This is a genomic window from Nocardia cyriacigeorgica (genome assembly GCF_005863245.1).
GTDB classification, from domain to species: domain Bacteria; phylum Actinomycetota; class Actinomycetes; order Mycobacteriales; family Mycobacteriaceae; genus Nocardia; species Nocardia cyriacigeorgica_C.
This window is the reverse complement of record NZ_VBUT01000002.1, coordinates 266,114-289,773: the sequence shown is the minus strand read 5'-3', so window position 1 is coordinate 289,773 and position 23,660 is coordinate 266,114. Positions and strand designations below refer to the sequence as shown.

Below are 23,660 nucleotides of genomic sequence, written 5' to 3'. Positions count from 1 at the left end.
CGCCAGGGCTGCCAACCACCCGAAACCGCCGGACACTCAGAGTGCGGCCAGCAGCTCCCCCACCTCCACGGTGAAGGGATCGCGGGGTCCTTTGATCATCGTCAGATCCTCCAGCAGCGCTTGCAGCATCGCGCGGGCGGCCGCATGATCACCGATCTCGCGTTTCAGGTCGCCGATCTCGAAGCGCAGGTCCAGCGCGAGTTCACAGCCGCTGCCGTCGGCGGCGGTTACCTCGGCGAGCACCTCTTCGAGTTCGCCGAGGCCGGCCTCGATCTCGCCCAGCGCCATCCGCCCGCGGGCGGCGCCGGCGCGGCATTCCAGAGCGGAGCGGCTGAATCGGCCCTCGGCGCGCTGGTAAGCCGCGGCGAGCAGGTCGAATTCACGGCAGGCGCGGCGGTCTTCGCCGGCCAGTGCCCAGGCCGCCGCTACCTGCTTGCGCAGGGTGAGCACCTGGACGTTTTCCTTACCTAAGGCCGATGCGGCGCTATCGATTACAGCGTTCAGCGCATCCGCAGCCTGGGCGAATCTTCCGCCCTCGAGTAGCGACCAGTAGCGGCTCTCGGCATCGGATATCGCGGTCTGCATGTGCTGCGCCGACATCGGAGCGGTGGGCGCCGAAGGCTGCGGGCGCAGCCGGGTGGGTTCGATCTGGCCGGTTTCCAGCGGGGCGTTCGGGCGCCGGAATATGCGTGTCGGATCGGGGAATCCGGGCAGGTAGAGCTCGGTGGGTGCCACAGGGGTACCGGGTCCGGGCAGGAACGGCAGGAGACGCTCGTAGACGGTGAAGGCATCGGCGGGGCGGCGCTGTGGCTCCTTCTGCACCAGATCGAGCACGAGCCGTTCGAACTCTGGCGGAACGTCGAGACCGAGTTGTCGCAGCGGCACCGGCGGCTGTTCGGTGTGCGCGAACATGATCGAGAACTCCGAATCAGCCTCGAATAGCGGTCGGCCGCTGATCATTTCGTGGATCAGACAGCCGAGGGCGTAGAGGTCGCTGAGCGGGGTAACTCGGCGGCCGTGGACCCGTTCGGGAGCCATGTAGCGCAGGGTGCCGATCTGCTGGCCGGTGACCGTTAGTTTCGGCGTCGAACTGTCGAGGATGGCGGCGATACCGAAGTCGATGACCTTCACCGCACCGTCGCGAGTGATCAGTACATTCCCGGGTTTGAGATCGCGGTGCACGACCGGCAGCGCATGGGCGTAGGAGAGCACGGTAGCGATCTGGGCCGCCACCGACGCCACCCAGGTCAGCGGCAGCGGGTGATCCGGGTCGATGTAGTTCTGCAACGGAACACCGTCGATGAGCTCCATCACCAGGTACACCGTCTCGAACGACGCATCCAGCACGGCGTCGAACACCTGCGGCACACCGTGGTGCCGGATACGGGCGGTGACCCTGGCTTCACGGCGGAAGCGCTCGGTGAATTCCTCGGCTTGCTCCGCGGTGACCACCTGATCGACGCGGATGGTTTTCACCGCGACTTCCCGGTCGAGGACGATGTCGTAGCCACGCCACACCGAGCCCATGCCGCCGGATGAGATCTGTTCGGTGAGTTCGTACCGGTTATCGATGCGCCGCACCCGCATTGATCGTCCCCTGTTCCCCTACACGACTATCGGCAGACTTCGCCGCGCCTGCACCATATGCGACCCGGAAGGCGACCCGCCGGACCACGGCACCCGGTCACGCTACGCCGTCCAGTCCGTGCTGTCGCCGGATCATCCGCCAGGCGGCTCGGCTCGCATGCCGGTTCAGCGTCTCCTTGAACGCCGGTTCGGAACGACTGAAGTACTTGTTACCGAGGTCGGCGACGGTGTCGAAGTGTTCCATCATCTTGTCCTGGAACACCTCGACGAACTTGCCCTGGAATTCGTCTTCGCTCTGGTTGGCGACGGCGGCGAGCTGGACTTCCGGATCGGCCAGCGCCTCCTGGTATGGCTTGGCCAAATCACCCTCGTCGAACTCGGTGCCGAAGCGTTCGTTGAGCTGTTCGATCAGCTCCGACAGCAGCGACTTCTCCGGTTCCTTCGGCGCGGCAGCGGACTCACCGAATCCAGGCAGCGTGGCCGGGCCTTCCGACGACAGCCCGAGATCGAGGTCACCGATGTGCTGGACACGGACGTGGCTCAGGTCCACCTGCCCGACGTCGACGCCGCCGTCGGCACGCCGCGGCAGCACATTCAACAGATGCTTGCCGTACAGGTGCAGCAGTTCGAGCTCAGCGTCCCGGTACGGAACGATCTGGGCGAGGAACCCGTATTTGCGCACGTAGTCGCGCAGCTCGATCCGGAACTGTTCGGCGACGTCCACATCGGCTTCTTCGTCGCTGTGCAGCAACCCGGCGAACCTGTCGACGGCGGGCTGCAGATGCCGGTACAGCTCGGCATGCAGCTTCTGCCATTTGGCCTGCGATCCCGCGGCCTGTTGTTCGGCTGTCAGATAGGCATCGGCGAACGCGCGCATTTCCGATTCGATGAGGATCGGTGCGGCCATGACCTTGGTCTGCGCGATATACAGCAGGTTCGGGTCGGTCGGCATAGTCTCGGCGAGCTCGTAGTATGGCCGGAACGATTCCTGGATGTCCTCGCCGTCGTTGGCGAAGTCGAGCACGGCGAGATCGGACTGCGATTTCAGTTCATGGGTGCGGTTGAGCCGCGACAAGGTCTGTACGGCGGCGATACCGTGCAGCTTCTTGTTCACATACATGGTGGTGAGCAACGGCTGATCGAACCCGGTCTGGTACTTCTCGGCGACCACCAGGATCCGGTACTCGCGTTGGCCGGCACCACCGGACCGCGTGGCGAGATCGTCGGCGCGAGTGTAGGCGAAGGCCTTGGGCAGCTGGGATTCGGGCAGGCCGCCGTTCTCCTTGGATTCGGTGGTTTCCTCGCCTTCATAATCGAGGGGTCCCGAGAAGGCCACCAGCACACCGATATCCGGGTACTTCTTGTCATAGCCGATATCGGCAAGATGCCGTTTGATTGCCCGCGCCATCGCGACCGCGCTCTTGCGGGAATCGGTGACCACCATGGCCTTTGCCCGACCGCCGAGCAGATCGCGGGTGTGCTCGACGAAATGCTCCACGATCACCTGCGCCTGCTGCACGACTGTGGAGGGATGGGTGAGCGCGAACCGGGCCAGCATCGTCTTCGCCTTGGATTCGGGCACCTCGCGGTCGGAGGGGTTCTCGTTGACCAGGCGATAGAAGGTCTTGTACGTGACGTAGTTGCGCAGCGGGTCGAGGATGAAGCCCTCCTCGATCGCTTGGCGCATGGAATAGGTGTGGAACGGGCGATACCGGTCGCCGTCGAGGGTTCCGAACGATTCGAGGGTCTTTGCCTTCGGCGTCGCGGTGAAGGCGAAGTACGACAGGTTCGCTGCCTGGGCCCGTTCGGCGGCCTTGCGGTCCAGGCGCTGTTCCAGCTTCAGTTCCGTGGCGCCGTCCTCTTCGTCGTCGGCATCCAGGCCGAGGTCGCGCAGCGCGGCCCGCACCGCGGTGGCGGCGTCACCGGACTGGGAGGAGTGTGCCTCGTCCACGATGATGGCGAACTTGCCGCCGCGCAGCTCGGTGGGGTTGCGGCGCAGGAAATCCAGCAGCGCCGGGAAGGTGTGCAGGGTGACGGTGATGATCTTGCCTGATTCCTGGGTGAGCGCCTTGGCCAGCTGCTCGGATTTCGCGCCCTGCTTGTCGTCGATCTTGCGGACCAACCCGTGCACCCGCTCGAAGCTACCGACGGTCTCGCTCAGCTGACTGTCCAGATTGCGGCGGTCGGTGATGATGATGACCTTGTCGAAAACCGGTGTACCGGGCGACAACCCGGCCGCCGGATCGAGCTGTGCGGGATCGGCCGCGATATGCAGATCGGTGAGCCGGTGCGCGAGCCAGCCGATGGTATTCGACTTACCCGAGCCGGCCGACGCCATCACCAGGTAGTTGTGCCCCGCACCGTGCGTGGCCGCGTGCGCGGTGAGCTTTTTGACCACATCCCACTGGTGATAGCGCGGGAAGATGATCGTGCGGCTACCCCGCCCACCGGGACCTTTCGATTCGTGGGTGTGCACGAACCGTTCCAGCAGGTCCAGCCAGTTGTCCGGATGCCAGATCTGCTCCCACAGATAGGAGGTCGCATGCTTGCCCTCGACCGTCGGCGCCGGGTTACCCGCACCGCCGGCCCTCCCCGGCCCCTCCGAACCAGTATTGAACGGCAGAAACCGGGTCTTCTTCCCCTTCAACTGGGTCGCGACGAACACCAGATGCGGATCGACCGCGAAGTTCGCGATCACTCGCCGGGTGAAGATCAGCTCACTAGGATCGCGTTCGCTGCGGTACTGCTCCTTCGCATGCTCCACCGTCTGCCCGGTCAGCGGATTCTTCAACTCGGCCGTCGCGACCGGAATGCCGTTGAGCAGCAACGCCAGATCGAGCCGATTCTTCGCATCGGCTTGCTTTGTCGCGTACGGCAACTCGCGCACGACCGTCAACCGATTCGCGTGGTAGTCCCGCAGATCATCCGGCGAAGTCACCAGATTCGGCTTGAAATACGCCAGCCGGATCCGCACCCCCCGGTCCTTGACCCCCGACCGCAGGGTCTCGATCAACCCCTTGAGCCCGATCTGCTGATCCACCGCCCTGGCGAACCCCAACTCGGCGGCACGCTGATCGCCTCCATAGAAGGAGACCAGCTCATCCCACTCCTGCTGCTGCGTCGCACCGATGAAGGCGAGCAATTCGCCCAGATCCAAGCCGAGCTCAGGCTTGTACTCGTGCGGATTGCCTTTGTACCAGCCGTTGGCGCGCATGGCGGCGACGATGGAGTCGCCGAAGGTGAGTTCGTCGTGGACCGGGCTCATTGCGGTTATACCCCCTGGGTTGTGTTTCGGCCGCTGGCGGTTGTTACGTCGAATTGGCCGGTTACGGCGGCGGTGATGAGAGCCTGGCGGCGTTCAGCAAGGAGAGCCATCTGCCTGTCGAGAGCACTCTTAAGTAGGTCTCCATTATTCGTTACAGAGTCCATCTCCCTAGCGATCGATCGCTGAACCTGCGGCGGCGGACAAGGAACCGCGAGATCTAGGAGAGTTCCGATGTTCACGCGCGTAAACGTGCTTCCCACCTGCAATGAATTGAGCTGGGGCTTCACAACGACATTAAGCACGTAAGTCAGGTATAACTGATCTTGTTCATCGCTCGTTATTCGGCAAACATCTTGACCCATCGTAAATGGCGCCTCGGTGTCAACATACGATGCTGTCCCCACTGACGCATTTCGGCTGTACACAATATCCCCGCGACGCGCACGACGGAGGTCGTCAGCGAGATCCTCGTAGTCTTCGAGATCGACAAAGCGATGGCAACGCGAAAGATCCAACCGGCCTTCCGATATATCTCCAGGGCTCACAACGGGGTAGCCCGAAGGTACATAGTTTGGCGTCCTGTGCTTGCAGTCGATAATTCGCCATCTACGCTTCAATGACAAGACCTGCCAGTTCGCAGGTATCTCCGGAATCCATGTATTGCCTGATGGTTCGGTCGCGGCACGACCTCCAATCGCGAGATAACGTATAACCCCAAGTATCCGTTCCTCTGCAAGGTCGCGTTGTCTAATGCGTAAAGCGAGCAGCCGGTCGATGCGGGAGGTTTCGGCGTCAAGGAAGTCGGCGATGCGGCGCTGCTCCTCCAGTTCGACCACAGGGAAGCGCAGGGCTGCCACATCCTCAGCTGTTACCGCCCGATAGGTGGAGCCCACAGAAACGGCATCCAGATACTTACGCTGAGAATGCATCCACCACCAAAGGAACCCGGGATGGCAGCTTCTGGCAGTGATTGCATTTAGCCCTCGACCAATCCCAACGGTTTGATTCGAAATATTCAACTCACCAACCGGCGCCCGAACAGACAACAGGATGTCCCCTGCTGAAGCACGTTTTGGCGCGGCATTACACTGGAAGCGAGGCTCCGGATACTGCCTGCCGAATTCGGCGTTACCCTGAAGAAACGGCAGACCATTGGTCAGATCGTCAACGTCGGATGATGATGGAGACTGGCCTGCATTAATCGATGCCACATACTTGAGCGGTACGCTTTTCATTGCGTAACCTCCCCCAACAATTCCTGAATCTCCGCCTCCAACGCCTTCAACTCCGCATCAATCTCCTCCAGCGGACGCGGCGGCGTGTACACGTAGAAGTGTCGGGTGACAGGAATCTCGTACCCGATCTTCGTCTTGCTGTAGTCGATCCACGCGTCGGGTACGTGCGGGAGCACCTCACGGGCGAGGTATTCGTTGACGTCCTCTTCGAGGGGCACGTTCTCGTAATCCCGCAGTTCGGTGTCGGGTTCGGGGGAACCCTTGACGAGTTGCAGCTCACCTTCGGGGTCGCGGACGCCGAGGGCGTCGCGGAAGGCTTTGGCGAAGGGTGCGCCGGTGGGCCAGGGTTCGCCGGCGCCGGCTACCGCGTCCTTGAGCGCGGTGATGGCGTCGGTCTTGGTTTTCCAGGTCGAGCCGACAAGCGGGCGGAGCAGGTCGGTGAAGACGGTGGGGTCGGTGTACTGCTTGCGAACGGGCGCTGAGGCTGCGAGTTGGTCGAGGGCTTCCTCGGTGAGTTCGAAGCGCAGGCGCAGCGGGCGTTCGACGGTGATGCGCTGATAGCCGAAATCGCTGTTGGCGAAAACCTTCACCTTGCTGCGCAGGGGGTGGTCGGGGTCGGCGGCGACGTCGATGGCGTCGCGGTAGAGGCGGGTGATTTCGCCGATTTGTTCGGTGCCGATCCGCTTGCGTTTGTCGCCAAGGGATTTGCGCATCTTCTCCCAGTAGTCGCGGGCGTCGAGCAATACGACTTTGCCTCGATGCTCAGCGGACTTGCGGTTGCTGAGGATCCAGAAGTAGGTGGAGATGCCGGTGTTGTAGAACAGCTGGTCCGGCAGGGCGACAATGGCTTCGAGCCAGTCGTTTTCGATGATCCAGCGGCGGATCTCGGATTCGCCGGACCCGGCGGCGCCGGTGAACAGCGGGGAACCGTTGAAGACGATGGCGATGCGGCTGCCGCCGCCGTCGGTGCCGACGGGCTTCATCTTCGAGATCATGTGCTGCAGGAACAGCAGCGAGCCGTCATTGATACGCGGCAGGCCCGCGCCGAAACGGCCTGCGTCGCCGAGGTTTTTGTGCTCCCATTCGACGGCGTCCTTGACCTTTTTCCACTCCACACCGAACGGCGGATTGGCCAGCAGGTAGTCGGCGCGCAGGTGTTTATGGCCGTCGTCGCTGAACGAGTTACCGAAGACGATATTGTCGGGGTCCTGGTCTTTGATCATCAGGTCCGAACGGCAGATCGCCCACGATTCGGGGTTCAGTTCCTGGCCGTAGACCTCCACGCGCGCATGCGGATTCAGTTCCTTGATGTGTTCCTCGGCGGCACTGAGCATGCCGCCGGTTCCGCAGGCGGGGTCGAGCACTTTGCGCGTCACACCAGGGGTGCCGACCAAGTCGACATCGGGCGCGATCAGCAGGTTCACCATGAGCTCGATGACCTCGCGCGGGGTGAAGTGCTCACCGGCGGTCTCATTGGACTGTTCCGCGAATCGCCGGATCAGCTCCTCGAATACATAACCCATGTTGTGGTTGGGCACCACTTCGGGCCGCAGATCCAAATCAGCGAATTTGCCGATCACCTGATACAGCAGCCCGGCACCGTCGAGCCGCTTGATCTGCTGAGCGAACTCGTACTTCTCCAGCACCTCACGCGCGTTATCGGAGAATCCGCCGACATAGTTCGTCATGTTCTTCGCCACCTGCCCCGGATCGGACAGGATGGACTTCAAGGTCAGCGGCGTGACGTTGTAGAAGCGGACACCGGAAGCTTTCTTCAGGAACGGATCGAGGTCCAGATCGCTGCCCTTGCGCGCCTCCACCACCGCGAGCACTTTCTCCCGCGTCGGCTCCAGCACACACTCCAGCCGTCGCAGCACGGTGAACGGCAGAATCACCTTGCCGTAGTCGGACTGCTTGTAATCCCCACGCAGTAGATCAGCGACCGACCATGCGTGGTTGGCCAGCTCAGTGTGCTTGTTGGTGTTCACTTCCTACCTTTCCGAGATGTCGATTCCGCGGCGTCGGCGGAGTGTTCGTGCGGTTCGAGCGCGCCGACGGTGAGGCCGGCGGTGATCAGTTCGGTCAGTCTGCCCGCGGTGTCGTCGGCGCGGCGAGCCGCGGTGCGCAGTCGGTGCAGCTGCCGGAAGGCCGCGCCGTAGCGTTGTTGTTGCGCCAACGGCAGCAGCGGGATGCGGAGCCGGCTGGGGATGACGCGGACCGTGGTCGCGCCGACCATAGCCGCGGTGTTGTCGGGTCCGGCGGCGAATCCGGCGAGGAACCAGGGATCGACGCGGGTCGGGTCCGGGCGCAGCAGGAAGGTGTTCGGCCCGAGGACGGCCCCGGCGTCGGCGGCATCCGCGACCCTGGTGCCCAGCTGATTGCCGCGCGTACCGCGCAATTGCGGGATCACCACGTCACCGGGTTCGACCACCACTACGGTGCCGGTCCAGTCCGTATCGACTACCGCCGACCCAGCCGTGCCATCGACCAGGTCGCGCCCGGTCAGCACCGGCCTGCCGAGATCCGACTCGGACACCGGCTCGGCGTCCTCACGCGATCGGTAGGTGAGCACCCGCAGCGCCCCGCCCTTGTCGAGGTCGGCGACGGTTGCGGTACGCCATGGCTTCTCCTCGGCACCGGCGAGCTCCGGCAGCTCGTCGAACGCACCGCGCAAGGCCGCGATGTCTCCCGCCAGTTCGAGCACCGTGGTCTCGACCGCATCCACCGTCCGTTCGGCGTCGACCGCGGCGCGGACGTACCGCCCGGGAGTCAGGTCCACATCTTCGTCGAGCACGTCCATCACACGCACCACAGCCGCTACATCGGCGGCAGCAGCCGTTTTGATATCACCGTGGTCGAACGCGCGCCACGACTCGACAGCGGTCTCAGCGAATTCCCGCCACTCACTGGGTGTGGTCACAGCCGATTCGTGGCTGGTGGCGTCGATGAACAGCACGTCGCCGGCACTGTCGCCACCCCCGGGGGCCCGCAATACCCACAGCTGCAATCCCAGTTGGCGGGGCGGCGCCGCACCCGCCGGTAGTCCGACCACCGCACGCAGCGCGCCCTGACGCAGCAGTTCACCGCGGATCCGGCGGCCAGTGGCACGGGAGGCGACCGCTGGCGGCAGCAGCAACACACCCGTTCCCCCTGGTCGCAGATGTGCCAGAGCATGCTGCACCCACGCCAGCTCGGACTCACCACGGGAAGGGACGCCGTACTTCCAGCGCGGATCGAGCGCCAGCTCGTCGGCTCCCCAGTCGCGCTGCTGATATGGCGGATTGCTCAGCACCGCATCCACTTCGAGCCCGGGGAAGGCATCGCTCACCAGGCTGTCGCCGGCGCGGATCGCTACCTCCGCGTCGGGAGCGTTCACCGACAATAAGATGGCGGCTCGTTGCGCTTGCACGGGCAGGATGTCCTGGCCGAAGCAGGCGCCGGCACCGAGGCGCGATGCCACGGCCAGCAAGCGGCCGCTCCCACATGCCGGATCCAGCACTCGGCCGATGGACGCGTCCGCCGCAGGACGGGCGAGCTCCGCCATCAGGTCGGCGACCGCCTCCGGGGTGTAGTAGAGGCCCGTCGTCGGGCTCTCCTCCAACCCGCGCTCGGCCAGCGCCTCCACCGTCTGCGCCACTCCCGCGTCCGCGACCGCGGCGCGCATCGTCCGCAGCAGCTCCGGATCGATGACACCGCTCGCGGAGACGCCGGTGTTCGCCGAGATCGCGCCGAGTTCATCCAGAAGTCGGGGAATGTCGCGCGGCGCGACGTGCGTCCGGAGCACGGTGCGCAGTTCCTGCAGCGGCGAATCCGCCGATTCCACGCCGTGCTCGCGCAACCAGTTCCGGACATCGCCGAGGTCGAAGACCGGCCGCGACTCACTGCCGCCCGCGGGAGGCGGGAAGTCGGGATGCCGCCGGCGCCAGTTACTGACGGTGGCTCGGGTGACACCGGCCAGCCGGGAGATCTCCGCGGCGGTGACCAGTGGGGCGGTGTCTGACATACGCCTCCTCTCGTGTGCAGACAGCTTCACCCATCACTGCGTTAAAGTCAATTATCGAATTGTCGCTTGACAATGTTTTCAGTACTGATCTAGCGTTGCGTTACATCAGCGGAGTCGCCCTGGTCGTCCGCAGGTTCCGAACTAATCACGCTGCGTCACAGGAGGTTTGCCATGCGCCATCGTCGCGACCAGCTCGCCGATCGTGAGCATTGCCGCGGCGCCAGGCGTCGCCTTGCCGCCCGAGACCCACATCCGCCACTACTCTGGCTACGACGCCGAATGGGCCTGCAATGCCGATAAGGCGGCCATGGGCAGCGTGCCCGGGTCGGTCGTGCTGTGCGATCGGCTCAACAGGGGGCGTTATCGGCTGTCGGTGGTGCCGCACGCCGAGATCCCGCTGCACCTGCTGACGCTGATGGCGACCGGAAGCTTCGACGGACTGTCGTAGCCCGCTGACACTTCCCTGACGGCCGCTGCCGTCACTTTTCGCCGACCGCGAGCCCAACCTCTTGGTTCGCGGTCCGATCCCCCTGCTCGGACGAGGTCGAGCCGCACCGTGGCCGGTCTCTCCTCCTCTCCATGCAGCCACCCATACCGGCCAGCCGCCGACCCCACCCCACTGGAGATCATCTGATGACAAAGAACCTGTCCTTCGCGGCTTTCGACGTCGAAACCGCCAACCCGAAATACGGCAGCATCTGTTCGATCGGCGTCGCGATCGTCCGCAACGGCGAACGGGTGAGCACGCAGCAATGGCTGTGCCGGCCACCGGAACCGGTGTCCGCGTTTGCGCCACGCAACATCGGCATCCACAAGATCACGCCCTCGATGGTGGCCGACCAGCCGAGCTTCGGGCAGCGGTGGCAGGAGATCCGCTCGGTCATCGGAGACCTTCCGGTCGTCGCACACAACGCGCAGTTCGACATGGGTGCCGTGCACCAGGCATGCGGGCACAGCCGGGTTCCGGTGCCGACCTGGGTGTACGGGTGCACGAAGGTCTGGGCGAAACGTCAACTCCTGCTGGAGAAGTACCAACTGAAGACCGTCGCCCACGCCCTCGAAGTCCGGCTCGACAACCATCACGATGCCGGCGCCGACGCGACGGCCGCCGCGGACATCGCGATCCGCCTGGCACAGCTCGGCGGCGCGGACGATCTCCCCGGACTCGCCCGCGCCACCCGCACCCAGCTCGGCCATCTCAGCCCGGCAGGCAAGCGCGATTGCCGATGACCATTTCCGGGCCATCACAGGAGGCACCATGCATTCTCTCGAATCCCTGAACTTCTCCGGCAGACGAAATGTGCTGCGCCTCATCGAGAAGTTGGCGGCAATCGAACCCGGTACCGTCGCGACGGCGGCATTCCGTTCGAACATGTACGGACCCCACCTCGTCACCGGAACCATCGTGACGTCCGGAGCGACCGGTGGGTATCTGTTGGGTGGACAGCCGCTCGATACCAGTGGGCAGCAACGGCGTCCGGTTGCCGAGCTCTTCTCGCTCGAGGTGTCGAGCGAACCGCTACCAGGTCGGACCGGCACGTCCGGCTCGACAGTCGATCCGACCCACGGCGACATCGTGACCGCTGTGTTCGACCAGGCGCCCTATGGCTTGTTCACGATCACCGGATTCGCGGTGGCCACACCTGCCGCCGGCGTCTTCGCGACCGGCGGCGGCTGGTTCCTGACCAGTCGCGACCGGCACACCCCTGCCGCGCGGCTCGTCGACATCGAGGTCGTCGCCGAAGCCGGCTCGCACAACGTGCCGATTCCCGCACCGATAGTCCGATGGCCCGAGGCTACGGCGCCTACCGACTGAAACAGGTCGCCTGAACAGATTCGAGGTTCACCATGCGCACACTCGTGCACCTTTTCGCCCTGCTGGCCATCAGCTCCGCCTTCGGCGTCGGCGGCACACAGACCGACGCGTACTGCCCGTGGCATCGCCTCTGATCCGTCGCCCGACCTACCTCGCCGCACACGCCCCGAACCTTATGGAGTCACCATGACCTACCCGACCGGCCCCCAGCCCTACCCGCAACCCTTCCAGCCCCAGCAGCCGCCTCAACGCAAGAAGCGCATCTGGCCGTGGATTCTGATCGGCGCCGTCATCCTGCTGTGCGGCGGCTGCTTCGGGCTCCTCGGGGTCGCGGCCAATGAGGCATCCGACAGCGACGCCACCTTCACCTCCGTCGCGAACCCGGAACCGGGTGAGCCCAGCGAACATGGTCAGCCTGCAGGGCAGGATTCCGACACCGCTCCCGTAGGCGCATCCGTCCGCGACGGCAAGTTCGAATTCACTGTCACCGCAGTGGATCCCCCAGTATCCACCATCGGAGAGAACCCCTACATGCGGAAGACCGCCCAGGGCGAGTACATCCTGGTACACGTCACCGTCACAAATATCGGCGACCGCCCGCAGACTTACTTCAGCAGCAACCAGAAGCTGTTCGACGACCAGGGCCGCCGGTACGAGAACGACACCATGGCCGAGTTGAACGTCAACAACAACCTCTCGACACCGATCAATCCGGGCAACTCGGTGGACGTCACGATCGTCTTCGACGTGCCGGTCGGCACCGTGCCCGCGGCGTTGCAGCTACACGATTCGATGTTCTCGGGCGGGGCGAAGGTCGCCTTGCGATGAATGCGAAAAGACGGTTTCCCTCCGGCGTGCCCCGGCCGAACATGTGCTCCGACGGAGCCGGCCGGCAGGCGCTCGGCCGGCCGAAGGCAGTAGCCGGTAACGAATCCACCTCTCACCGCGGTTCATTACGATGGACAGTCGGGCACGCGGACGCATCGGGTACTTCTCCGCGGCGGCTCGGGGTGGCGCGGGATCTCAGGAGCGAAGGGGCGCAGCGATGACGAATGCGACGGTCGTATTGGCGGCCAACACCAAGTCGATGCCGAAGCTCGATGGCTCGATCAAGAACAAGGTCTACGACTTCTTCGAGAAGGTGCGGGCCGACCACACGGCACCCGGACTGCATATAGAGCCCATCAAAGGCGCCGTCGATACGCGGGTGCGCACCGGCCGGGTCGATCTGAACTTTCGCGCCATCATGTTCCGGATCGACGGCAAACTCGGTGACACCACCTATATCTACCTCGGCACCTGGAACCACGACGTAGCCAACAAGCTGGCCCAGCAATCGACGCTGCGCGTCAATCCGGTCAACGGTGTACTCGAAGGAATCGTCGGTGAGCTGGATGGCCGCGACGATCGCAAGAAGCGGTCCAGGGTGCCCGACCCCACCGGCGAACTGGCCGAGCTGGCTGTCCACTCTCCGGTCGGCTATCTGGCCCATGTCGGGTTCACGATGGCGGAACTGACCGGACGGCTCGGTCTCGACCCGGATCTTGCCGAGCGCGCGCTGGCCGCCCCTGATCAGAACGGCATCCTGGATGTCGCACAGTCGACCGATGTGATCTGGCAGCAGAACGCCCTGCTCGAGCTCTCGGTCGGACGTAGCATCGACGAGATCCGCGACACCCTCGGCTTCACCGAGCGGCCGGTCGACCAGAACCTCGACGACGACGAGCAGGTCCTGGCCGCCCTCGACCACCCGGCGACCAAGATGCAGTTCACCCTGGTCGACGACAACGACGAGCTACGCCGCGTCATCGAAGGCGGCGACTTCGCCGCGTGGCGCACATTCCTGCATCCGAACCAGCGCAAGTTCGTCGAAAAGGATCAGCGTGGCGCGTTCCGTCTCTCCGGGGGTGCGGGCACCGGAAAGACCGTGGTCGCACTGCACCGTGCCCGCCACCTCGCCCGGCTGAATCCCGACGCGAGGATCGTGCTCACCACCTTCAACAAGACGCTGGCGCAGGATCTGCTCGCGAATCTGCGGTTGCTCGATCCGTCGATCACCATCGCGAACCAGCCGGGTAAGCCGGGCGTCTATGTCGCCGGACTGGACAAACTGGCCGCCGCCGTCCTGCGGCAGGGCGGCGATCTGGGCCCGGCTCTGGAGTCTGTCTTCGGCGCGGGTGATACCACCCGGCGGACGAAGCGGGTCTACAACGACGACAATGCCTGGGCGGCAGCGGTCCGCGAGGCGAACACGCCGCTCGACTCGCGGTTGACGCACCCCTCGTTCCTGGCCGGCGAATATCTCGGCGTGGTGCTCGGTAACCGGATCACCACGCTCGAGCAATATCTCAAGGTCCCGCGGGCCGGGCGGGGCGTGCGGCTGTCCCGGCCGCAGCGTTCGGCCGTCTGGCAGGTGATCGAGCAATATCGCAAGCAGAACCGCACCAAGGGTGCGATGACGTTCCCGGAAGCGATGGCCGTCGCCGCCGCCCATCTGCGGAGCGGGATCAACACCGGCGTGCGATATCTCGCCGATCATGTGATCGTCGACGAAGCCCAGGATCTGCACGCCACCCATTGGCAGCTGCTGCGGTCGCTGGTGGCGGATGGACCGAACGACCTGTTCATCGCCGAGGACTCCCATCAGCGCATCTACGGCCAGCCGGTGGTACTGCACCGGCTGGGAATCAATATTCGCGGCGGGCGGTCGAGCCGGCTCACCCTCAACTACCGGACCACCGCGCAGAACCTCCATTTCGCGGTGAGCATTCTCGAGGGCGCCGACTACCACGACTTGGAGGAAGGAGCGGAATCAACCGCCGGCTACACCTCGGCCCGGCTCGGCCCCAATCCACGACTGGTGGAATGCGGTTCCAGTGCACAGGAATTGGATGCCGTGGTCGATCAGGTGGCCCAGTGGCTCGATAAGGACGATATGAGCCCGGGCAGTATCGCGGTCCTGACTCGTGGTCACAAGGAACGCGACAATGTCGTCCGGGCGCTCAACCAGCGCGGAATTGCCGCACAGGTGCTCGATGACGACCCGGCGACACCCGATCATGTTCAGGTACTCACCATGCATCGCGCCAAAGGTATGGAGTTCCGGTGCGTGATCCTGGCCGGCGTGGACCAGGACCATGTGCCGCTGCAGACCGTATTGCGCAACGTTCCCGAGGAGGATCAGGCGGAGGCACATCAGCGGGAACGTTCGCTGCTGTATGTCGCGGCCAGCCGGGCCCGTGATCAGCTCGTCGTCACCTGGTCCGGCCAGCGCTCCACGCTCTTGCGCTGAACTGATCACATATCCGGTTGTACCGGCGCCCGCACATCCGACCGGAACTGTGCGGGCGCCGGTGCCTTTCATTGTCTGGTCAACAACGCGCCGAGCTGGTCGGCGTCGGCCTGCTCGACGGGCACCACGCGGTAGCCGTCCGCAGCCAGCTCGGCATCTCGCTCGACATCGAGACCCTCCACCACAACCACCTTGGCGCCAGGCCACGCGATCTCCACCGGCCAGTAATACTTTCCTGCTTCGGTGCCGACCTCGGGTTCGGGCACGCGGTGTCGGGACAGCTCGGCGAGCAGGCGCCGCACCGCGTCCGACACGAAGACCGCGTTGTCGCCCCACTGTTCGGTGACAGGGGCGGCCTCGGTGTCGACCAGCTCGAGTTGTTCGAAGACCTCCAGGGCGCCGGCCCGCGTAAGCCGGTGATGAAAGCGTTCGTTCCGGAATGTACGCAAGCAGCCGTAGCAGGAGGTTTCGATTCCACATTCACACCGATTCACCCTGTCGGCGGCGACCGGCAGAACGCGTTCGAGTTCTTGGGCGATCTGCTTGGCGGCACCGGCGCCCGCCGGGACCGTATCGAACAGCACGATACTGCGCCGCCCGTCCGCACTCCAGGACAGCGTGCCGTCGATATCGTCTCGGCTGATCTCCAAGGCCTCGGAGGCCCCTTCGAGCAGGGCGTAGAGCGTCGACAGCCACTTCGATTCCGAGTCCTTGTCGTAGCGGAGGAAGTCGGAGAAGGTGAACTCGGCGACGTCGGTTTCGTAGCGGTGCACCAGCGAAACCACCTGAAGTGGTCCGTCACATGGCTTTCCGGTCGCCGGACGCTGATGCGGCTTACCCCTCGTTCGTTCCTTGACATACGGGTCCGCCCACCCACACCAGTCGCACAGCAGGAACCCTCCGCCCGTGCCCTCGCCGATCACAGCGAGCCGGGCCCGGGTACCTGCCCGCGCGTACACTTCCACCCCGCCGGCCGATGACCACGGGAAGACATCGGAACTCTCACCGATGGATTCCACATAGCTGGCACCGAACCAGGATCGCTGCGGCGGTTCGGACCGCACGTCCTGCGGTGTGCGGTCGGCGACGAAGCCGAACTCGGGCAGCACCGCCGTGCGGACGGAACCGAAATCCTGCTGACAATTCGGGCACACGGCCCCCACCTCGAGGACATGCCCGCACTCGAAGTGATTGCATTCCCGGCACACCCGGTACTGCAACTGCTCGAGCTCACGTTTGGGCACCTTGTGCAGGCCTCGCGAGGTCCACAGCTTGCCTCCGGCCACCACTTGATTGCCCGGGGCGTAGTCGTAGATGGCCTGGCTGAGATCTCTGGACAGCTCGAGGCGGGCTCCGAGGTCACCTTCGCAGTGCGCGGTGCGCAGCTCGACGGTATCGACCGGGAATCCATACTTGGGCAGGATGTTCTTGTTGGCGAGATAGCCAAGCAGCTCGCGGCCGCGAATGGTGTTGATCGTATTCTTGAGCTTCGAGCAGGCCGAGTACTGCTGCGCGTCGGCCGCCTCGTCGAGCAACCGCTGAAAGGTCGCGATATCGGCGCGAATATCACGTTCGGCGTCATCGAGCAACGCACACAACGCGTCCACCCAATCATCAGTGCCGATGCCCAGCTCATGGGCTGTGCGGGCGGGCAGCACCGCACGAAGCGCGGTGCGAACCGCCGGAGGCACCGGAGTGAGGAAGGCGCGCACCGCGGCAGCCGCGGAATCTCCCTCGCTGCCGGTCGCGCCGAAGAACGATCCCGCATCACGCCAGGTGCTGCCATCGGCGTCGAAACGCTCACGCAGATATGCGGCCAAGGCCACCGAATGCGCATGCCGGCGCCCGATGCGGGCATTGTCGATCGGGATCCGCGGGATGCGCATCCGACCGGCGATCATCGACTCCGGCTTCTGGAACTTCGACAGATCATGTGAACTGCGTTTGGCATAGGTGACGACCAACGCCGCCGCGGCCGCGCGCCGACCGGCCCGCCCGGCCCGCTGCACATAATTCGCCGTCTTGGGCGGCATGTTCCGCAGCATGACCGATTGCAATTCGCCCACGTCGACACCGAGCTCGAATGTCGTCGAGCATGACAGCACGTTGATCTGGCCGTCGACGAACTGACGCTGCACCTCCGCTGCTTGATCGGCAACCCATTGCGCCGTGTGTTCATGCGCCGACAGCGGCACCAGCTCCAAGGTCCGGTAACTGGTTCGATAGTGGTTGGTGTCGCGGTCGAGATCTGGTATGGCGTATTCCTTCACGGTGCCGTCACAGGCACCGTGCGGACACAGTTGCAGGATGTTGTGCGTGGTCAGCCGGCGGCAGGCCGAACAGCGGTACCACGTGCGCTCCGATCCGGGCAAAATGCGCAGGCAGGCCTGGTCGAGCCGATAGACGGTCCCCCCACCGGCACGATCGTTCTCCGCGGCGAAGAACGTGTGGCACGGGCACGGTTTCAGCAGGAAATCCCAGCACTTGTCGAGCACCGTCTCGGCGTCGACGGCGCTGCCCAGCGCCGCGAGCACCTTACGCACCAGCAGGATTCGATTATTCGTCGTCCCCGGCCGGTGACCGGGACGCCAGCTGATGATCCTACGGGCACGGTCAGAGTTCATCGACCGGATCCGGACAGTGATGTTGCGCGGCTCGAATATCGAGTCTCGAATATCGACGCCGTCGAGCACGGTCATAGCACCCTGCAAGCGGATCGTCTTCACCAATTCTTCGAGCAGGCCCCAGAACTGGTCGCCGCTCAATCCCAGCCCGGTGAACCCGCGGGGAATCTGCGCCTTGCGGCAGCGCACCAACGTCACCGCCATCAGGCCGAGACCTTCCAGCGACTGACGCTGATCCATCGACATGAGTTCGGCCATCACCCAAGGGTTCACTTCGCGCAACTTCGCGACTCGTGTTGCCTGCTCGTCGAAATGCCCGGCAGCCTGGGCGATCGCGCGCGCACCATCGGCCAGGTCCTCGGCAGACAGTGGCTCCCCGCTATATCGGGGATCCTCGAGCGCCCGGAGCAGATACCGGCGGACCAGCATGCGGCCGTAGGTCGCGGCCAAATATGGCGCGGCGAAGGCCGCCGACTGGCGCGAGTCGGAGAACATCAGCAGCTTCCGGCCACCGCCGACGAATTCGGCGGATGCGTCATCGGCAGCCGGCAGATGCTGATACAACGCCGTCGTGATCACCGCGGGCGCGGCATTCGTATCGGTGCGCAGCCTGCGGATCACCTGAGCCGAGCGAGCGCCACATTCGGTGCAGGTGCTCATCACCCGCTGTGCGGCTCGGTGCTCACGAACGTGCAATGCAGGGCCGCCCGGACACCGCGGTGAGCAGCCCGACGCACCACGATCGAGCGCACCGCACCCGGTGCAGAGGGTGCGCCGGCCGGTCCCCCCACCAGATTCCTGATCCGCCGCAAGGGTCGTTTCGTCCTCGTCGATGGTGTCGTCGGTGGCACCATCGGTCAGCACCAGCCATTTGACACTTGAATCCTGTTTGGCCGGCCGGAAGTAATGACGGCCCTCGACCGGCAAGAGCTCGCCGGCCAGGTGCACGGCGCCACATCGTCCACAAGCACCGAACTCGAAGACGGCGCGGCCCGTCTCCGGGTCGACCTCATGCCTGCTGAGCAGTACGCGCGGCCCCTCGTCGGTGAAGCTGACATAGGCACCTTCGGTGGCGCGGACGAACAGATGGTAACGCGCCGACAGCACGGGATTTCCGTCGCTGCCGAAGACCTTGGAGCCGAGGGCTACCAACGCTTCCAGTTTCGGCTTGGCCAGCTGATCGCCGGACCACATCTTGGCTGCCAGCTTCGCCACGTCCACCGGGCCTGCCAGTGCTGCGGCCTTGACATCGGCGATCCGGCGCTCCCGGTGCAGCGCTTCGGCAAGGTCCGCACAACCGGACGCGGTGGTGATCCAGCCGAGATCGGCGTCCGCGTCGGCGAGTTCGAGCAGCTTCTCATCATCGATCGTCCAGGTCGGCGCTTCCCGCCGGCGCAAACGGGTTGCCGTCACCAAGTCCTGGCGGTCGGGATCGTCGTCGACGAACTCGAAATCGGCATCGAAGAGCTTGCGGGCGAACGCGGTCGCCTCCCGGCCCTGCTCTCGCTCAGAAGTGCCCGACAGCGAGGCCGATGTCGCAATGCACTGGACCCCTCGGTCGCGGGCGACGCGATCACGCAATCTGCGCAGCAGCAAGGCCACTTCGCAGCCTTGGGCGCCGTCGTAGACATGCGCCTCGTCGAGCGCGATGAACCGCCAGTTACCGGCATATTCGCCGTCGAAGAGCTCCATATCATGTGGACGCAGGAGCAGATACTCGAGCATCGCGTAGTTGGTGAGCAAGATATGAGGTGGTGACTCGCGCATCTCCTCGCGGCTGAGCAGTTCATTCGGCAGCCGGTCGATGCCCGGATATCTGGTCCGGAATGCCGATTCCGCATCGGCCCGGCGTTCCCTGGTTTCGCCGGTGTACCGGCCGAAGGTGATGCCCGGACTCGCGCGCAGCAGATCGCGCAGACGCTGGAGCTGATCATTGGCGAGCGCATTCATCGGGTACAGCAGCAGCGCCCGTACACCGGGGCCGAGCCGGCCCGCGGCCTGCTGGCCGACCAGCTCATTCAGGATCGGCAGCAGAAAGCTTTCGGTCTTACCGGAACCGGTGCCGGTACTGACGACCAGGTTTCGTCCGGCCACCGCTTTCCGTATCGCCACTTCCTGGTGGCGATACAACGGCCGATCCAACGACAGCGTGGCTGCGAACTCCGCAAAGGACGGATGCAGCACGCCCTCGGTGATGAGCTGTCGCAGCGAGGCGCCCGGCTCGTACGGCGGGGTGAGCTCGAGCAGTGGGCCTTTCGTCAGCAGCGAAGTCTCATCGACCGCTTGGTCGAAGGCCGCCGCGAGAGCGGGATCGCGCGGACCGATCAGTGTTTTCAGATACCGCTTGTAGGCTGCCTCGATATCGGCGGCAGCGGCCAAGGGATCGAGGCGGTCGGTCACGGCTGCACTCCGATCAGGTTATTGTTCAGTTCATAGCTTGCGAGAGCATCGGCGATGAGCACATCCGCCCCGACCATCGCCGGACAGAGTTCAGCCAGCCGCGCCCAAGCCTCGCGCGTCGAATCTGAAACTACCGATGAGGGAAGCAGCCCGCGGGCGGTGAGCCGGGACAGGGTCGCGAGCAGCAGGGATTGCAGTGACATCAGCAGCCAGCGGTGCGTGGTGCAGTCGGCACCGTCCAGTACTTCGTTTCTGGCCTTGACGATGTCGTGCACCCGCGGCGAAGCCCGCCACAGTGGAGTGAACAGCCCGGCCGTGCCGCTTGCGAGCGTCATGCAGTGGGGATCGCTCTGCCAGACCATGCGTTGCGCGAACGCCTCGAACATGGCCGCCTGCCGAGTGCTGTCATCCAGCAGCGCCTCCGGCACGATCTCGAGCTCCTGCTTCATCTCGTCGATCCGCTCCGGTTCGAGCGGGTGCAGCACCACGCTCTGCGCCTCGAACACACCTGTGCGCAGGCCACTCCGATCACCGGTCAGTAGGTTCAGCAAAGTTTGGCCACCCAGATTCCGCAGGATGTCAACCAGCTCCCCGATCGCATCCGGGGACCGCATCTTCACCCAGGGCAGGTCGGCGATATCCATCAGGCACCCCAGCCACGGATTGGAATGGGCCGTGCCGAGCCGGATCGGTGAGCCGAAATCCTGTTCCACCAAGCCGGTTCGGATCAGCAATGCCGGGAAGGATTCCTGGGCGATGGTGCTTCGTTCCAGTGCCTCCAGCGACGACCGCGGATCCGCTAGCAGCGCCCTGACCAGACCTGCCCGGAGTGTCCGCCCCGCATGATCGTCGTCGACCGGGCCTGCCAGTACAGTCCACACATCGGTGAGCGCCGATGACCCGGCCGGTGGATCACCCCGCCCCGCCAGGAATCGCGACAGCTGTTCGCGGGCTGGATCGGGATCGGTCACCCATCCGGGCTGGTCGATATGAACCGCGGTGGAATCGGGGCGCGCCGGCGTCGGCGTCACCGACCAGGGGTCGTCGATGAACACCTGCACCGTCAACGGACCGGCGTCTACCAAGTCCACGGGAAGATCGCCATACCCGTCGGGAGCGATCGGGACGAGTTCCGGTGGCCGCCACGGCGCGGTATCGGCCCAGATGTGGGCGGCGAGATCGTCGGTGCCGCGCACACCGCTGCATGCGAGGCGTCCGCGGTCGATCGCGGCACCGGTGCACAGCAGTGGTGGCCGGATCACGGCCACGATCACTCGATGCGTTGTCTTGTCGGCCGTATCGATCCGAGCCAGCAGCGCGGTGTGCTGAAATCGCCGAGCGGTATCGACGAATGCCCGGGTGGGCACGTGAAAGACGTTTCCCCTGCTGACCTGCGGTTGCTCGATCTGGACCAGCTCGCCGGCCTTGTCGGCCAGCACGATATCGACCTCGACATCGCCCGGCACCCGTACCGCGACGACCGCGTGCTCGGTCAGGTCCTCCGGCGCCAGTACCGTCGCCGCGGTCTGCCAACGGGCCGGCGCACCGACCTCATCGACCCGCATTGCAATATGCGGCGGGCGAACCACCAGCCGCTCCTCCCTGGCACCGGAGCGCACCCGCACTTCGGCTTCCCGGGTAGTTCGATCGAATTCGAGCACGTCCCGGTCCAGCATCAGCGGTGTCAACCCGGCCAGCTCGGTCCGGCTGGGTGTGAGGCCGTCACCTTCCGGCAATCGGAATTCGACCCCGTGGTCCACCGTCAACCCCTCGGCCAGGAACAAGGTATGGCGCAGGTCCGCCCCGAGCGGGCCGCTGACCACCACGTCGAACAGTCCGAGCAGCCCGTTTTCGAGGCCCTCGAACGGGTCGAGCTCGGTCGGCTCGTCAGAAGACTCCCATTCGTCATCGGCCAGCCAGTCACCGGTCTCGGATCTGCGCACCCGGACCCGCCACACCGTGGGTTCGGCGGCGCTGCAAGGTAGCGCGACGGCCGGTCGTTCGCCATATACCGGCAGGCCGCTGCGCGTCATCACCCCGTCGACGGGCTCGGGGAGCTCCAGTTCCGCCGCACCGGTCGGCCGGGTCTGCCGTACCGGTCCAAGCTTCCCGCGCTCGGGCTTCAACCGAACTTCGTCGACTTCGCGTAGATCGCAGACTTGCGCCCGCCATTCCTTCCATCCGGCCGGTGTGCATTCCTCCAGCGCCGGGACAGGACGGCGCCGGCGCACGTCCAGCAGCTCCGCCGCGCGCGGGTAGACGGCGATCACCTCATCGCGCGGCAGGAGCGAATGCGCGGAGATCTGACGACCGGCGCTGTCGAACAGCAGCAGCGGGTTGTCCTTGTCGATCAGCGAGATCCGATGGTGAGCACCTGATTCCGGATGATCCAACACGATCTGACGAACCCGACGAGGGACGGGCACCACCGTGGCGGGCTGGTCGTCCTCGTCGCCGTATCCCCACTGACGTTCGGCATATACCTTCTGCGCATCGCCATCGAAGGACACCAACCACGGAGTTTCCGGAGAATACGCCGGATATGGGATCCCGAGAACGATCGCATCGTCGATGCGTGAATACGAAACAACCGGCCGCCGCTGCCGAGCCACCGCAGCCGGTTCGACCGTCGCGGATCCGAACGGACGCACCTTCAGCCGATCGATCAATTCATCGAGCAACAGGTTCGGCAATCCGGTCGTCGACGTGTCCAGATCGAGGTCGTTGGCCACCTCGGGATGGTCGAGCATATAGGCCGCGAAATCGATGATTCGGTCGATGATATCTACCGCGACCTCGCCGACGTACCGCAGAAAATTGCGCACGGGAACATCGAGCGGGCCGAGCCGATACTCCATTCCCGGCTCGGTCAGCCATTCGAACACCGCGGCACCGCTGGGATCGCGCCCGTGCGCGATATGGTCTTCGATCACATCGACCAGATCGCCCAGGCAGTGCGCCGGTACCCCGGCATGCACCGCCATCACCTGGACATACTGGTGTCTCAGTTCTGGGAACTCCCGGAGGCCGAAATTGCCGAGCAAGGCCCTGAGTTTGGACCGCAGCAGATTTTCGAACTCAGCATCGTGCGGGAGGTCCAGTTCGGCCCAGAATGTGTCCCAGTACTTGTTCTGCTCATAGGCGAGTGCCGCATGCCCGATGAGGGTGACCAGTGTCAACGCCGGGAACCGATCGATGAGTCGCTCGACCCCGAATTGATGCCGGTACCGATGAATCAGCCGGCCGAACAGCTCCCTCGCCCGCTCGATATCCTCCGCGAGTAGGTCCAGCTCGATGAACAGAGATACCCGGCGCAATGCGGTAGCGAGACGGAATTCCTCGTCCTCGGCCTGTTGCCACACGAACGACTCGGGCACCCACCGCCCCCTCCACAACACCGCACCGATGCCACGGTGCCTACTCGACACGACAGCTCAT

Annotated in this window: 12 protein-coding genes; 5 read left to right on the top strand and 7 right to left on the bottom strand. The window is 64.7% G+C overall.

The genetic code is table 11. The annotated features are described in order from the left end of the window. Positions 1 to 36: 36 nt before the first annotated feature. The 5 genes from FEK34_RS04580 to FEK34_RS04560 form a co-directional block, all read right to left on the bottom strand. Entirely contained in the window at positions 37 to 1,581 is a 1,545-nt protein-coding gene (locus tag FEK34_RS04580; RefSeq protein ID WP_212748696.1) for a serine/threonine-protein kinase, read from the bottom strand. Between the two features lie 103 nt (positions 1,582 to 1,684). Beyond that, positions 1,685 to 4,852 carry a type I restriction endonuclease subunit R gene (locus FEK34_RS04575; protein WP_138446594.1) on the bottom strand — a complete coding sequence of 1,056 codons (3,168 nt, stop codon included), beginning with the start codon at positions 4,850 to 4,852 and terminating at the stop codon, positions 1,685 to 1,687. 5 nt (positions 4,853 to 4,857) lie between these two features. Then, the gene (locus FEK34_RS04570) at positions 4,858 to 6,087 is read right to left on the bottom strand and encodes a restriction endonuclease subunit S (RefSeq protein ID WP_138446593.1); all 1,230 of its coding nucleotides are present in this window, start codon (positions 6,085 to 6,087) and stop codon (positions 4,858 to 4,860) included. After that, positions 6,084 to 8,075 (bottom strand): type I restriction-modification system subunit M, encoded by a 1,992-nt coding sequence (locus FEK34_RS04565; protein ID WP_138446592.1) that lies wholly within the window; start codon positions 8,073 to 8,075, stop codon positions 6,084 to 6,086. The genes FEK34_RS04570 and FEK34_RS04565 overlap by 4 nt, the downstream gene beginning before the upstream one ends. Then, entirely contained in the window at positions 8,072 to 10,090 is a 2,019-nt protein-coding gene (locus FEK34_RS04560) for an N-6 DNA methylase (protein ID WP_138446591.1), read from the bottom strand. Before FEK34_RS04560 ends, FEK34_RS04565 begins: the two co-directional genes overlap by 4 nt. A gap of 202 nt (positions 10,091 to 10,292) precedes the next feature. Here FEK34_RS04560 and FEK34_RS04555 point away from each other — a divergent pair, with 202 nt between their 5' ends. From FEK34_RS04555 to FEK34_RS04535, 5 genes are all read left to right on the top strand, one after another. Further along, positions 10,293 to 10,538, top strand: coding sequence for a hypothetical protein (locus FEK34_RS04555; RefSeq protein WP_138446590.1), 246 nt, complete (start codon positions 10,293 to 10,295; stop codon positions 10,536 to 10,538). Positions 10,539 to 10,723: 185 nt separating this feature from the next. Further along, positions 10,724 to 11,320: an exonuclease domain-containing protein gene (locus FEK34_RS04550; RefSeq protein ID WP_138446589.1), complete on the top strand. Its 597-nt coding sequence runs from the start codon at positions 10,724 to 10,726 to the stop codon at positions 11,318 to 11,320. Positions 11,321 to 11,348: 28 nt separating this feature from the next. Continuing rightward, on the top strand, positions 11,349 to 11,906 hold the full coding sequence (locus FEK34_RS04545) for a hypothetical protein (protein WP_138446588.1): 558 nt from the start codon (positions 11,349 to 11,351) through the stop codon (positions 11,904 to 11,906). 186 nt (positions 11,907 to 12,092) lie between these two features. Beyond that, positions 12,093 to 12,734 (top strand): DUF4352 domain-containing protein, encoded by a 642-nt coding sequence (locus FEK34_RS04540; RefSeq protein ID WP_138446587.1) that lies wholly within the window; start codon positions 12,093 to 12,095, stop codon positions 12,732 to 12,734. Between the two features lie 217 nt (positions 12,735 to 12,951). Continuing rightward, positions 12,952 to 15,198, top strand: coding sequence for a 3'-5' exonuclease (locus tag FEK34_RS04535; protein WP_138446586.1), 2,247 nt, complete (start codon positions 12,952 to 12,954; stop codon positions 15,196 to 15,198). Between the two features lie 68 nt (positions 15,199 to 15,266). Here FEK34_RS04535 and FEK34_RS04530 read toward each other — a convergent pair whose 3' ends face one another. Both FEK34_RS04530 and FEK34_RS04525 read right to left on the bottom strand, forming a co-directional pair. Then, positions 15,267 to 20,222, bottom strand: coding sequence for a DEAD/DEAH box helicase (locus tag FEK34_RS04530; RefSeq protein WP_138446585.1), 4,956 nt, complete (start codon positions 20,220 to 20,222; stop codon positions 15,267 to 15,269). After that, positions 20,219 to 23,599 carry a hypothetical protein gene (locus tag FEK34_RS04525; protein ID WP_138446584.1) on the bottom strand — a complete coding sequence of 1,127 codons (3,381 nt, stop codon included), beginning with the start codon at positions 23,597 to 23,599 and terminating at the stop codon, positions 20,219 to 20,221. Before FEK34_RS04525 ends, FEK34_RS04530 begins: the two co-directional genes overlap by 4 nt. Between the last annotated feature and the right edge of the window lie 61 nt (positions 23,600 to 23,660).

What these genes read in the sequence shown, in the direction of transcription:
- FEK34_RS04575 (WP_138446594.1), bottom strand. Translation starts at nt 4,852, where the DNA reads ATGAGCCCGGTCCACGACGAACTCACCTTCGGCGACTCCATCGTCGCC.
- FEK34_RS04570 (WP_138446593.1), bottom strand. Translation starts at nt 6,087, where the DNA reads ATGAAAAGCGTACCGCTCAAGTATGTGGCATCGATTAATGCAGGCCAG.
- FEK34_RS04560 (WP_138446591.1), bottom strand. Translation starts at nt 10,090, where the DNA reads ATGTCAGACACCGCCCCACTGGTCACCGCCGCGGAGATCTCCCGGCTG.
- FEK34_RS04550 (WP_138446589.1), top strand. Translation starts at nt 10,724, where the DNA reads ATGACAAAGAACCTGTCCTTCGCGGCTTTCGACGTCGAAACCGCCAAC.
- FEK34_RS04545 (WP_138446588.1), top strand. Translation starts at nt 11,349, where the DNA reads ATGCATTCTCTCGAATCCCTGAACTTCTCCGGCAGACGAAATGTGCTG.
- FEK34_RS04540 (WP_138446587.1), top strand. Translation starts at nt 12,093, where the DNA reads ATGACCTACCCGACCGGCCCCCAGCCCTACCCGCAACCCTTCCAGCCC.
- FEK34_RS04535 (WP_138446586.1), top strand. Translation starts at nt 12,952, where the DNA reads ATGACGAATGCGACGGTCGTATTGGCGGCCAACACCAAGTCGATGCCG.